11 protein-coding genes are annotated in these 13,057 nt (G+C 44.1%); 4 read left to right on the top strand and 7 right to left on the bottom strand.

Going from position 1 to position 13,057, the window contains the following annotated elements; genetic code table 11:
* Positions 1 to 26 precede the first annotated feature (26 nt).
* Together NKMY2_RS10875 and NKMY2_RS03980 are read right to left on the bottom strand one after the other, a co-directional pair.
* Positions 27 to 1,127 (bottom strand): EB domain-containing protein, encoded by a 1,101-nt coding sequence (locus NKMY2_RS10875; protein ID WP_042684910.1) that lies wholly within the window; start codon positions 1,125 to 1,127, stop codon positions 27 to 29.
* A 216-nt stretch (positions 1,128 to 1,343) separates the two neighbouring features.
* The gene (locus NKMY2_RS03980) at positions 1,344 to 4,193 is read right to left on the bottom strand and encodes an autotransporter outer membrane beta-barrel domain-containing protein (protein WP_157832444.1); all 2,850 of its coding nucleotides are present in this window, start codon (positions 4,191 to 4,193) and stop codon (positions 1,344 to 1,346) included.
* Between the two features lie 98 nt (positions 4,194 to 4,291).
* On the opposite strand from NKMY2_RS03980, the gene NKMY2_RS03975 reads away from it, so the two are divergent.
* Positions 4,292 to 5,644: a cation diffusion facilitator family transporter gene (locus tag NKMY2_RS03975; RefSeq protein WP_042685183.1), complete on the top strand. Its 1,353-nt coding sequence runs from the start codon at positions 4,292 to 4,294 to the stop codon at positions 5,642 to 5,644.
* Here NKMY2_RS03975 and NKMY2_RS03970 read toward each other — a convergent pair.
* Together NKMY2_RS03970 and NKMY2_RS03965 are read right to left on the bottom strand one after the other, a co-directional pair.
* On the bottom strand, positions 5,641 to 6,813 hold the full coding sequence (locus tag NKMY2_RS03970; protein WP_042684908.1) for a ZIP family metal transporter: 1,173 nt from the start codon (positions 6,811 to 6,813) through the stop codon (positions 5,641 to 5,643). The genes NKMY2_RS03975 and NKMY2_RS03970 overlap by 4 nt on opposite strands.
* Before the next feature lie 10 nt (positions 6,814 to 6,823).
* Positions 6,824 to 7,825: a multicopper oxidase domain-containing protein gene (locus NKMY2_RS03965; protein WP_042685179.1), complete on the bottom strand. Its 1,002-nt coding sequence runs from the start codon at positions 7,823 to 7,825 to the stop codon at positions 6,824 to 6,826.
* A gap of 170 nt (positions 7,826 to 7,995) precedes the next feature.
* Here NKMY2_RS03965 and NKMY2_RS03960 point away from each other — a divergent pair, with 170 nt between their 5' ends.
* Positions 7,996 to 8,505: a hypothetical protein gene (locus tag NKMY2_RS03960; RefSeq protein WP_042684906.1), complete on the top strand. Its 510-nt coding sequence runs from the start codon at positions 7,996 to 7,998 to the stop codon at positions 8,503 to 8,505.
* Here the strand turns inward: NKMY2_RS03960 and NKMY2_RS03955 are convergent.
* Genes NKMY2_RS03955 through NKMY2_RS03945 form a run of 3 tightly spaced genes read right to left on the bottom strand, consistent with a single transcriptional unit; the run spans position 8,493 to position 11,755 of the window.
* Positions 8,493 to 8,789 (bottom strand): hypothetical protein, encoded by a 297-nt coding sequence (locus NKMY2_RS03955; RefSeq protein ID WP_042684905.1) that lies wholly within the window; start codon positions 8,787 to 8,789, stop codon positions 8,493 to 8,495. The genes NKMY2_RS03960 and NKMY2_RS03955 overlap by 13 nt on opposite strands.
* Position 8,790: 1 nt before the next feature.
* Entirely contained in the window at positions 8,791 to 10,146 is a 1,356-nt protein-coding gene (locus tag NKMY2_RS03950) for a VWA domain-containing protein (RefSeq protein WP_081781867.1), read from the bottom strand.
* Positions 10,133 to 11,755, bottom strand: coding sequence for an AAA family ATPase (locus NKMY2_RS03945; RefSeq protein ID WP_042684899.1), 1,623 nt, complete (start codon positions 11,753 to 11,755; stop codon positions 10,133 to 10,135). The genes NKMY2_RS03950 and NKMY2_RS03945 overlap by 14 nt, the downstream gene beginning before the upstream one ends.
* 116 nt (positions 11,756 to 11,871) lie before the next feature.
* On the opposite strand from NKMY2_RS03945, the gene NKMY2_RS03940 reads away from it, so the two are divergent.
* Together NKMY2_RS03940 and NKMY2_RS03935 are read left to right on the top strand one after the other, a co-directional pair.
* Positions 11,872 to 12,486 (top strand): 30S ribosomal protein S13, encoded by a 615-nt coding sequence (locus NKMY2_RS03940; RefSeq protein WP_042684896.1) that lies wholly within the window; start codon positions 11,872 to 11,874, stop codon positions 12,484 to 12,486.
* A gap of 9 nt (positions 12,487 to 12,495) precedes the next feature.
* The gene (locus NKMY2_RS03935; RefSeq protein WP_042684891.1) at positions 12,496 to 13,044 is read left to right on the top strand and encodes a 30S ribosomal protein S4; all 549 of its coding nucleotides are present in this window, start codon (positions 12,496 to 12,498) and stop codon (positions 13,042 to 13,044) included.
* Positions 13,045 to 13,057 lie beyond the last annotated feature (13 nt).

The following is a 13,057-nucleotide window of genomic DNA, read 5'->3' as shown; positions in this document are numbered from 1 at the left end:
GGTATTAGGGTATGGATATAAGAATCTTAAAGGGCCTTTTTCTTTCTTAGGCCATTAATCTTTACTATCACTATTGCAGGCGCAACAAAGTACATGCCAATGTTTAGCAATATGATTCCAATTCCATATCCAAGCATTTCTGACTCAGAGTCAATGTTTACGTGATTTAGTATTGACAGGGTCGATAGCATCGGAGTGATTGTTATCTTTACTACTTCCTTGAACACTGGATTTTCTCTTTCCCAGTCAGCAACCGTCGGACTGAACGAGTAATAGAGAGAGTTGAATCCGCTCATGAAGCTTGTTCCGGAGCTAGTGCTAAACAATACGTTGTCTCTGATTTCCCTTAGTAGTTGTACTTGGGGTGCAAGCTCTGATCCAAATGCCGCTGTTGCGATAAGACAGCCAGATTTTTCACCGCCAGTTTTGTCTGGTACGCAGATGCCGTTTTCAGCATGGGTTCCAGCACCACATACAGGTGGTTTTTCCTCTGGTGGCTGGTCAATGCACTGGCCGCCTGACATCATTTGTCCTGGTGGGCATGTTACTGGTGGTGCGACTATGCATGTCTTAGATACTTCGTCATAGACAGTTCCAGTACCACATGTCGGCTTTTCTGGTGGGGGTGCCGTTACTTTGACACATTGTCCGTTAACTACGGCTTGCCCTTCTGGACATGTCGTTGGCTTGGGTTTTGGCACGTCAACTATTCCTGAACCGCTACCGCCGTTATAGTAGAATGTTGTTTCTGCCTTTTGTGGGCCATAATTTACTAGAATTTTGTAATCGCCTGCGGCCTTCCATAATTGGCCTGAAACTACGAAGGCGCCCTCAAAGGAGCCTCCAACTGGGTGAATTTGATCAACTGTGACAATTTTATTTGAGGTCCCATTTATCAGCGGACCTAAAACTCGAACGGTGATATCGATGGCATTGTTTACGTCTGGGTTTTTTATAAGACCGCTAAAAACAACAGAGTCGCCCTCGTCGTATAACGGGAGCTCGGTTTTTACTGAGAGTGGAGGAATGGTACCGTCAACCAGTTGGCCAAATGCATTGCTTGAGAATGCTGATGAAACGACAATTAATGATAATACTATAGTGCAAAGTACTCCAGATACTCTCATTTCTAGGCTTGTACAACAATTCAGGGTATTTATGTATTCTATAAAACAAAAGTTGACTTGATTATAGCCTTCTTGTGTCTTTTTTGACCCGGAGGATCACAATATTGTTTTCAGTGTTTTTTGATCGTTTTTGTTTTTTGGGCCCATGACATCATTTTGCCATGCGAACTTTTGCCCCAGATTTGCAAATTTAATCTGTAAAAATCAGCGTGCTTTTTATCTTGTAGCTAATCCCAAGTTTCGCAGTTTTTCTGCAGTATGGGGATATACACAAGCTGGCGCGCCGGTTACGGAGCGTATGACTAGCTCGAATCCTTCTCTGCATTCAACCATTTCGGGGGCAGTTCCTGCCTTGACTTGCTGTAGTGGAGTGAGTATTCTCTCTGGCATTGGCGGGGGTACAACTATTGGTTTTGTAGGAGTTGGTGGTGTCGTTACTGGCTTTGAATCTTGCTTGGTTGGTTGTTTTGAAAGTGTAAAGATGTTTTGATTGCCAAACGCATCTCTAAAGTCGGTGTATTTTACATCGACTATTCCACCTGCTGAAGAGATTAGTTCAGTGCCATCCCGATTGCATATTTTAGACGGCAGTTTGAACACTCCTTCAAAAACTCCCGTGCTTGGTCCCGTCTCCACAAGACTGAACCCTGTTGATGCCAGGCCGCCATACGACACGCCGTCTATGGTGCAACGCTTGTACCTAATGTCCTTCATCAGAATCTCAAGCATTGTGCCACCGCTTGGGCCAGCTACTGTATCTACGTCAGCAGAAGCAGGGTTGTTGTTTGTCAGATAAATGTCAATTGTGTCGTGCTTTATGTTGAGGTCTGGATCAACTAGTCTTACGATAACTGGCTGGCCAAATCTGAATGTCTTTGAATTCAGTGATATCGTGCCAGAGTGGGTGCCAATGTCTGACTTGGCAGACACACCAATTGTAAGTCCCACCTTGGCAACGTCAGAGTATGAAATATCGAGTCCTTCTTCATCGACCATCCTTTGATTCACAAAGAATTTCACATTATCACTTATGGTGCTCAGGGATCCGATTGTGTTTGAGTCAAACTGATTTAGCTGGTTTGCCATAACGTATTCGAATGTACCTGTGAATGTTCCGGTGTTCAGGCCGTTTTCTTTTAGTTCGAATCTGTATATTGCATTGTTTACCGAGTTTTCGTTTTCCTCTCCAAATGAAAACAAATCAAATACAATTGGCTGCGTGTCTGTTTCGGATGACACGGTACCTGCTGGGGAGGAATTGTTTGATGCATCAAAGTCAATTACAAGAAATGCTTGCCCAGATTTTGCATGTATCTGAGTTGCTGCGGTGTCATTTTGTATGAATCCTTGTGCACCTGTCAGCCTACCTGCGCTCAACAATGTAACAGGACTTGAGTCTGACAATCCGAAAAATAACGATATTCTTGTATCGGAAAAATCGCTTATCCCAAGCTGGTTTTGAATGGCCCGTAAATCATAGTTAACCCAGTTTGTTCCAGAATTATCCGTGTCGCTGGTATCGATCAATACAGTCTTTAGCTCGTCTGCAGACATGCCAAGGCTTATCGATACTTTTTCAAACGATGTCAGTGCAGTGGATCTTGTATCCAGCACAAGTCTGTCAGAATTCGTGTCTGGGACAGAGGACGGAATTGATGTTCCTCCAGCAAAACTAGTTGAGGACGGGTAAAATACGACACCAGATGCACCTCCCAGAGTTGCAGGACTGCCTATTGTCAGGCTAGGAATCAGAGCAGAGCTTCTAAAAATGTCAAGTTTGTCTCGTGATGACGGGTTTATGTTTTGGTCAGAATCTACTAGTGTAAGCGGGATTCTTTTCCCCGGTAGAAGTTGTGAGGTTCCCAAGGAGATTTCTGCATTTTTTCCAAAGGACATGCCTGCATCGCTTAGGCCTGAAACTATAGAGTAAGATCTTGAATTGTATTCGATTGTTGCGGATTGTCCCCTTGGCGCACTAGATAGTATCTTGATGTTTGACTGAGAATTGTCATCTGCGTTTTCAAAGATTCCGGTGTTTGGTTCTGTTTCAACAAAGGTCACTATTTCAGAATATGTAGTGGTGCCATCAGACGCGGTAGCCTGCTGGAAGTTATTTTGTACAAGATCGCCTATCTGCCCAAGGTTCATTGCCAGTTTACCATTGTTGTCAAAACCAAGACTTGAAAGCTTTGAAACGAGATTTACAAGGCCTGTTCCCCCGTTTGCAGAGTTTGCGCCAGACGTGGTAAACGCGCCATAAAATACAGTTTGCGGACTGATGTTAAACGTCCAAGAATCCCTTGCTGTCGGATCCTGGTTTAGCTGCATGTCGTAAATAGTTGCAAACACGTGTGATGACGGCGGATAGTTTTGCCTATCAAGGCTTAGCGAAATGTTTGTCATGTCATCGTATACTAGTGTGACTGATTGTGTTCCAACGCCATTGTATTGGATCACAACGTTGTTGCTAAATGAAAACAATTGTATGAGCGGCCAGGCATTTGTGTCAAGGCCAATTTGGCCAGTCAGTATGCCAGAATTTGTGTTGATTGATCTTGGGTTGCGCACCACGTTGTTGATGTTTGCCCCGGACGGGGTTCCAGTGCAAGTTGCAAAGGCTGAATTTCCATTTGTTGCCCCGGTAATCGATCGCGGAACTGCAATGCCGGCAGACTCTGTAAATGTCGGGCCAAGCGACGTTGTGTCCCTGCTACAAAATACTCCAAAGTCAAATCCCACGCCAGAAACTCCGCCGTCGAGAGAAATCTGGTCAGCAGCCTTTGCCTTGTCCACGTTTGCAAAGTATCCGTACCACCGCCCATCTGTTGCCTGAACCATTCGAAGGTTGTTGCCATTTATCGTAACGTCGGGCTCTCCCTTTCCTTCAGACGTGTCAGAAATACTGTTATCGCTTACTATCACCTCTACTACCATCGAGCCTGAAAAATGGTTCCCAAATGCAGGGTTTTCGGCAGAGACGATAAGGTTTGGGTTCGAGGCAGCATCCACGGATGCGTATAACGGAATTAATAACAAAATGCTCGAAAGTACGACTAGTCTATTCAAATTACCTTTCCTTGTGTCGCCATAGAAGATAACGCTATCGTATGATTTGCAGATCAGAACATTACTAATATCAGCAATTTCAATTCTAATTGCCAGTCATGTTTGCCCAAAGGACCAGAACCCTAAAGCTTTCGCTGTTTGCAATACTTTCTGCGTTTGTAGTGGAACTTGTTTTCGGCATTTTTTCAAACAGCCTTGCACTGATCACCGACAGCGTCCATGCCTTACTTGACAGCATTGTTACGGTGGTGCTGTTATTGGCAGCAAGATTTGCAATAAAGCCCCCAGACGCAGAGCACACCTACGGTCATGGAAAAATCGAATCGCTTGGAGGATTAATTGGCGGAATAGCAATATTTCTAATTGCATGTTTTTTTATTGTCGAGGCCATAATCAGAATTCAGAGTCCACCGCCGTCGGTATTTCCAACCACCCTTGTTCTCATTGCCGCACTCTACACGATATGCACCGACATCTTTAGGATAGTGCTTTTGAACAGATCAATTAAGAAAGTCGGCGGCGTTACGCTCAAGGCAGACTTGTATCATGCAGCCATGGATTTTGGCTCCACGCTGGTTGTCGTTGCAGGAATTGTTCTGGTGTCATTTGGTTTCCACGACGGGGACTTTGTTGCAGCACTGTTTCTCGGAATGCTTCTTGTGTTTTTGAGCCTGAAGCTCATCCACAGAACTGCGCTTGACCTGACTGACATAATTTCTCCTGATCTTGTAAGCAAAGTGAGAGGAATTACGCTTGCCACCCAAGGAGTGCTTGATGCAAGCTCAGTTCTCATGCGAAGATCAGGGGACATGTTCTTTGTAGACATCACGATGTCGCTTCGAGGAAACGTCAGCTTTGAGAGGGCGCATGAGATCAGTGATGCCGTTGAGAAAAACATCAAAAAAGAGATCACAAATTCGGAAATTACGATTCATTTTGAGCCAAGCTGGAAGGATGTCCCAAAGGATTCGAAAATTTATGAGATTGCGTCAGACGTTCCAGGCGTTATGGGCGTGCACAATGTGAGCTATTATACCTCAGACCAGATGCATTACGTGAGCCTGCACGTGATGGTAAGCAGGGAGATGAACCTAGAGCAGGCACACAAGATATCAGAGGAGATAGAGCAGAAAATTTTCGCCACCATTCCGGATATCAACCACGTCACGATTCACCTAGAGCCGCACATTGCAATACCGACTACTCTCAAGTCAGACTACAAGAAAACCGACCAGAAAATACTTGAGATCCTAAAGGAGTACGGCGAGATAAAGAAAATCGGGAACATAGTAACTCTGTATTTTGATGATCTACTGAAAATCGACATAGATTGTTCTTTTGACAAGGATCTCACAATTGAAAGCGTCCACGACTTGACATCCCAAATAGAGCAAAAAATACGTGGTCAGTTTAAGAATTCAGTCATAACCATACATCCTGAGCCGTTTTAGACTAGGATTCCTGTAAGATACATTATCAGCATGCCAATTGCGATTCCTGCAACTACCGGGGTGCTTGAAAAGCTTTTGTCGTATTCTCTAAGCCACTTTGATAGAACTATTACTACTTGGAATATGGCACCTGCTCCAATTGATAAAAAGATGACGGATGTGAACGGTGAGTAGCCAAAGCTCCCAATCCAGGTGCCAAAAATGGCAGGCACCCCCGCAATCAGGCCAAGGCCGATTATTTTTCGAATGAATGTTTTTTCCTTTGCGATGGGTGCTGCGATTGCAATTCCCTCAGTGGTGTTATGCAGTGCAAACCCAATTATCAAAAACGTGCTCAGTGCCACCTGGCCCAGCCCTATCGCTGCGCCAATTGCAAGGCCTTCTCCAAGATTGTGAAGGCCGATTCCAATTGAAATCATCAGTGCAACAGAGTATGGATTTGCAATCTTTGTAAGGCTTGATTTTTTTGTAAGTCGCTCCCCGGCATAATACAGGCCAAATAACGACACCAGAACGGTCGTAGCTATCAGCAGTGGTCCATTGAACGCACCTGCGAGATTTTCAGAGGAAACCTCCAGTGCCTCCTCAATTGCGTCGATTCCCAGAAATAGCAATAATCCGACAGTCAGTGCCAGGAAAAAGATGTATTTTTGCTGGCTGATTTTTCTGATGAATGGAAGCCACATCAGGCCAATCAAAATTGGTATTACTCCAACGTATGTTCCAATCAATAACAAGAATCCTACGGTCTCAGAGTTTGGTTTTAGTGCAGGCGCTGCTGCATCCACACCTTTTTCAAATCTAGTTCCATCAGACGTTGTAAGTCCTATGGTGTATGGTTCTCCCTCGTTCCAGCTAAATGGAATTTTTACCAGTGCAGTCTCAAATCGCTCCAAATGTTTGTCGGGCTCTATTGCGGCAGGCTGAATTCTGTCATTTACATCTGCAAGTGTCACGTCAACTGGGATCGGCCCCGTATTTCGCACGGTTACCAGTATTTCGGATTCGACAAAGTCTATTTTTTCAACAGTCAGCTCCGGAAGCGGCACGCCAAGATCAATCATCGTAGATCCCGGGCCGACAATGTATGCAAGCATGACAATTAGAAAGATAAATGGAATCAGGCCACTTGCAACTAGCTTTGCCTTTGATCTTTTTTGTTCTTCCATTGTGCCTCTGTTACTCCTTGTCCGTTGCTAAGAATAATCCGGTCCAACCCTTTTCTGAAAACTCTACTTTGTGAGCATGAAACAGGTATTTTCCTGGATACGAATAGCTAAACTCCATGATTCCACGCTCCGTTTGTGAAAGGGTGATCATGTCAGTAAAAGTAGACGGGACAATATCGGTTCCAGTCGGATAATATTGGTACAAATTCCCGTGCAGATGCAAGTTGTTTATAGGATCAAATTCAACCATGTTTACCACATAGACTCTGATTAGCTGATTTGTCGAAATTTGGATTGGATGATGCTGATAATAGAATGGAATCGTATTTGCAGCATAAAAATTGTTTTCAGTGTCAAAGTCGGTGTCAAATCCGTTTAGTACCATGACCATTTCGTCTGCTTGAGGCCTGCCGTCCTTTGGATCAACAATGTAAACGCCGTATAGTCCGTGTATGATGTGCTCCTCAAGAGGCATCACATGGCAGTGATACGGATGAACGCCGACCGGTCCTGCAATCCACTCATATGTGAATTGGCCGCCGCCTGCCCCAACAATTTCAAAAACACCATCCATCTCGCCCGGATGTTCTCCATGAAAGTGCATCGTGTGCGAACGGGCACCGTTGTTTATGAAGTGTATTCTCACCAGGTCTCCCTCGGTTGCCCTAATTGTAGGACCTGGAACAGTTCCATTAAACGTCCACACGTTGTAGAATACTCCAGGTGAGATTTCCATCATTTTGTCATCTTCTGCAATTATTGTAAATTCACGCAGTGTCGTACCGTCTGCCAGCTTTGACACTCTGCCGTAGTTGAACTCCCTCAGATATTTGTCAGGATCAAATTCCAAAGTCTGAGCTGAGTAAACTGGATCCAAAACCTCGCCAGTGGTTTTGATCACTGCACCGTTGTGGGATAGGAATGTCTTTTCTCCAGTGTTTGCGTTGCTGGAATTCGGATATGCAAAATAAAATGTAGTCAAAACCGCAGTTACTACTAGAACAAATAACATTTTTGAAAGACGTTTCAAGATACAACTAAAGTATGTGTTTTTCTATATTTAAAAGTTAGCCTAGGCTAAATTTATTAGCCTAGGCTAAATTTCTCAGAAAAGCCATCAAGTTCGGATCAACCCAGGACAGAGCGTTAATCCAATATAGAGCGTACAAACCCAGGTAAGCAATGCAGAAATCGCACATTGTCATCTTAATCGCAGGCCTGCTAGTAGCAGTTGGAATGGTGATGTCGTATTACGGTGCAAGCCTTGTGACTAGAGACGTCACGTATAGCGAGGCGACCTTGAACGGTACTGCGCCAATCCAAGTGACAAAGGAGTTAGATCCTTTGATTAGCGATACTGCGGTGTTTGTTGTCCAGTCAGAAGGGTTTGCAGATGCAAGCATGGTTGTAAAATTATTTGATCCAAGCAACCAGATCATATCAACAAAGAGAATCGAGCAGAAAAACACAGAAGGGGAATTTGCCATCCCGGCAAAAGGAATCTACAGGCTTGAATTGGAAAACGAAAAGCAGACCGAAGTCCGCGCAATCATAGGTCTCACCCACATGCCAGACAAGATGATAATTTCACTAAACTACCTGGGACAGATGTTCATACTTTCAGGATTCGTAGGCGTGGTGGTTTCAGGCATTTTTGCATTAAAAAGTAGGAAAAAGGCTCAGTTAAGATAGCTGTCTAGCTTTGCTAGCCCGTCCATCACGTTTTCATAGTTTTCGTCGCCTTCCATTATTTTGGCAAGCTTTTCTGTATCGACTGAATAGATCGAGGACTCGACTTTAACAAGGTGGCAGTCTATCAGGTATGCAAGTCTGTTATTGATTTCATCCTCAGTAACGCCAATTTTTCCTGCCAGATATGACAGTTCTTTTCCGCCGTTTTCAAGCTCAGCTAAAACGGCAGAGACGTCCGGATCAAAGATGCATTCAACTATCTTTTCTTTGTCAAATTCGGCCATTTCAATTCCAATTGTTTTTAGAACTTAATATCTTCTTGGTATTAAACAGATAGTCAATTACCAGAACCTTGTCCATGTTGTTTTGGTTTATGTGGTATGTGCGACCGGAGAATTCCTTCTCCAGATCCTGCACATATGTGAGTAGTTCAGTTTCCTCGCTTATCACAATTGTGTCAATGTCAATGTTTTCTCGCCTGCATTTTTTTGCCTCGGCAAGCGTTTGCTCGTGTACCTTTGGGTCGACCTTTTTGTACTTGTAGCAGAGATAGACCAGGCTGTTCTTGTCGTTGTGAATTTTGATGTTGCGCTCTTGCTTTATTTTTGATAGCAGTGATTCGCTTGGGACGTAAAAGTTCGAGTACGGTTTTTCGGAGAGGATCTTGTTCTTTTGGTGTTCGGTGTCTACAAAGCATGCGCTTGGCTGGCCATCTGTTATCAGCACGATTCGCTTGTTTTGCGCTGCGTTTTTTAGTAGAATTTTTTTTGCCAGCCTAAATGCCGCCTGATAGTTGGTATAGTGTAAAAAGTCATCATTTGCATCATATGTTTTTAGAAACGGTATGTCATACGGGTCAATCACGGACGCCATGGACGCAAACCCGATTACCGATACTGAATCGTTTGGAAAGAACTTGTTGTTTAAGATGTAAAGGCTCCACAGCGCCCTCTTTGCTGCCTCTATTCTGCTCATTCCAGAATTTGCAAGTGATGACTTCATTGTGGAGCTTAGGTCTATACAGTACACAACTGAGGCCCTAACGTCGTTAACTGTCTCAAACTCTTCAAAGTCGTCTACGTCAATGTCTAGCGGAAACTTCAGGGTAGGGTTATTTTTCGAAATTCGCTGAATGGTGTTTAGAATGGTGTTTTGGACATTGAGGAACTTTAGATCATTTCCAATCTCAAACTTTTTGCTAGTGTCTAGAACTGTTGTTCCTGAGCCAATTTTCTTTGTTTCGTGTAGGCCGAACTCGTCTGTTTTAAGATCGTTCATCAGATTGCGGAGTATTTGGTTCCCAACTGCAAGAAAGCCTTTCTTTGTCAGCCAGTTTTTTTCGTCACGCAGATAGCCTTTTTCAATGAGGTATTTTGTTACGGATTTCGTGTCGTCGTGTTTTGGCTCATCCACAGAGGCGGCTTGCGCAGGATCATTTCCCGGCTCGTTTATCGCGTTTTGAAGAATGTCATCTAGCTCCTTCAGGCTGATGTTTTTTTCGCGCATTGATTGATTTGCCAAAGTCTCCAGAATTTTCTCAAGTGTCTTCTGGTCAGCATCACTTGGTTTTTGGGAGGGCTTTTCTTTATTTTCCTCAGTTGTGGAATAATACACAAAATTAACTATGTTACGCAACTGCATATCCGGATTCTTTTTTGTCTATTATTTTTGGCGAGGTAAAACACAGGCCGTCAAGTATTACTTCGAGGACTGCAGACTTTATCTCATCAGTGCCGTCCAGAGCAATGTTCTTGTTTGCTATGTGTGCGGCAGTTAGTTTTTGCTCGAGACTCTTTTGATCTTCTTTGACCCGGCCCAGCGTGGAATCTAGGAGACTGTTCAGAGTGCCAAAGTGCTGCAGTTGGTTTTTGTACGATGCCTGCCCGTCATTCCAATTGATTTTTTGCGATACCTGAAGGGTTCTTTGAGCGAATTCCTGCTTGATTGACTCTAGAACGTTTGGATCAATGCCCTGAACATATTCAAGCGAGGTTTCCCTTATGGAATCAACTAGTAATTCCTCAAATATTCTTGAGCGGTTCTCAACTGTGTCGTCCATTTCCGATAGCTCAAACTTTGCAATTTGGTTTAGGCAGTACATGTCAGAGTGCCTTGGAATGGCTACGGATTGGTTCTGTATTGCGCGCACCCGTTCAGATTCCCCAACTAGTAGTTCCAGCCCATGAATTCCAAATCTCACGCTAACTCCCTTTGCCTGGTTTATCTCAGGATGATTGCGGGCCTTTTGAACAAGTCTTGCAAGTGTCTTTAGTACAAAAACAGGAATTACACACTTGGAAGTTTTTGCCTCCTGCAAAATGATGAACATCTCGTCATCTATGGTTCTCGGATAATGTGTGTGGATGTGGCTCTTTAGCCTGTCATATAACGGCTCTATTACTTTGCCAGAATGGGTGTAATCGATTGGGTTTGCAGTTGCAAAAAATACAGTCTTTGGCTCAAACATGACAGGGTATGATCCCGTCGTGTATCGCCCCTCCTGTAAAACAGAGAGCAGGGTAACCTGTTTTCTCGGATCTAGTACAGGAAGCTCATCAATGCAAAATATTCCGTGCTTTGCCTGCAGTAGCTGCCCCGGGGAATACGACTCTATTCTAAACATTTCAACTCCTTTTTTTGCAACCTTGATTGCGTCAATATAGCCAACCAGATCCTTTACGGAGATATCCGGCGTTGCCAAAACATACTTGTATCTTTGGTATCCGTCGACCCATTTGATTTTAGTGTCCAACTTGTTATCAAGTATTTGTTGGGCGCTTTCCGGACTCACGTAGAATTTCGGCAGCGTCTTGTCTATTTCCTGCCCTTCCAGAAGAGATGCCAGTTCGTTTTGAGGCAGGTCCATTGGACAGTCGTTTGTTATGCTGCCCTCGATTACGGGAATTGGTGAGAGCAGGTGCGTTGCAATTGTCTCAACTAGTTTTGTTTTTGCCTGCCCTATTTGCCCAATTAGAAAAATATCATGGCATGCTAGTATTGCCCTGTCAAGGGACGGGATAACATCGTCGTCGTATCCAAGTATTTTTGGATATTTCTGAGCGCCAGATTTCATTAGCGATATCAGGTTTTGTCTGAGCTGCTCTTTTGCCTCAACTAGCTTGTAATTGATTTTCAGCAGATCGCCTATTGTTTTGATTTCGGCGTGGTTTTCTGGGAATCCTGCCTTGACTTGAGAGTATGCTGGCTGTGAGGCATAGCTTTTCTGAACCAGTTGTTTTATGTCAGACAAATTGCTAGTCTTAGTACGCTTTGAGCTTATATTATTACTGAATTACCCAACAGGGCGGTTTTCTTGCAAATCACTTGAGCAGGGTTTTTATCGGGGTAGATTTGATTTTTCAATACTTGTCAGCACAAGACTATAGGCACATTGTCAGAATTGTCGGAAAAGACATCCCAGGGGATAAAAAGATCTCAGTCGGGCTAGGCCAGATAAAGGGCGTAGGACAGACATTTGCACACGCTCTGATCGGCTCTTTGAACTTGAATCCTAATAGCAACATTGGATTTCTTACCGAGTCTCAGGTCGAAACCATTGAAAAGGCGCTAAAAGATCCAAGTACGATGAGTTTCCCAAGTTGGCTGCTCAACAGAAGAAAGGACGTGGAGACGGGAAAGACATTTCATTTACTTACATCAGATATTGATTTTACAATAAGAAACGATATTGAGCGAGAGAAAGGCGCAAACAGCTGGAGAGGATTTCGTCACATGTACGGACTAAAGGTCAGAGGTCAAAGAACCAGAACTACAGGACGCAAGGGCGCTTCAGTGGGTGTAAAGAAGGGCGGCAAGGTATTGCCAGCAGGTGCAGCACCAGCAGCAGGTGCGCCAGCAGCCGCAGCAGCCCCAGCAGCAGGGGCAGCACCAGCAGCCGCAGCAGCTCCAGCAAAGGCAGCGGCACCAGCAAAGGGAGCAGCTCCAGCAAAGGCACCAGCCGATGCGAAGGCAAAGAAATAGGTGGACTGAATGGGAGATCCTCGGTATCCAAGTAGAATCTGGCGAAAACCAAAGCGTCCACTGAATTATGATTTCATGATGGAGGATCTCAATACTTTGGGAACCTATGGTTTGAAAAACAAGCGAGAGTTATGGAAGTCAAGGACAGAACTATCGCGAGTCAGACACCAGGCAAGATCATTATTGGCATTAAGACAGGAAGTCAGAGAACAAAAAGAACCAATCCTGATGAAGTCACTAGTCCGAATCGGATTGGTAAAAGAGAACGCAACCTTAGACGATGTACTAAACTTGAATATCAACGATTTGCTTGCACGTAGATTGCAGACACTTGTCCAAAAGAAGTTTTCCTTCAAGACTCCATACCAAGCAAGACAGGCAATAACACACGGCCACATCATGATTGATGACCGAATAATTGACATTCCATCATACATTGTCAGTATCAAAGAAGAGCAAGAGATTCACCTGGCTCCAAAATCAACATTGAAGAATCTACTGCAAGCCAAACCGGCAGATGTAGAGCCAGAGCCAGTTGTGCAAGAGTCTGAATCATAAGCTAAGCTTATCT

This window comes from Candidatus Nitrosotenuis chungbukensis (assembly GCF_000685395.1).
GTDB lineage: Archaea > Thermoproteota > Nitrososphaeria > Nitrososphaerales > Nitrosopumilaceae > Nitrosotenuis > Nitrosotenuis chungbukensis.
The sequence above is the reverse complement of the archived record's forward strand: the minus strand, read 5'-3'. Positions and strand labels throughout refer to the sequence as shown.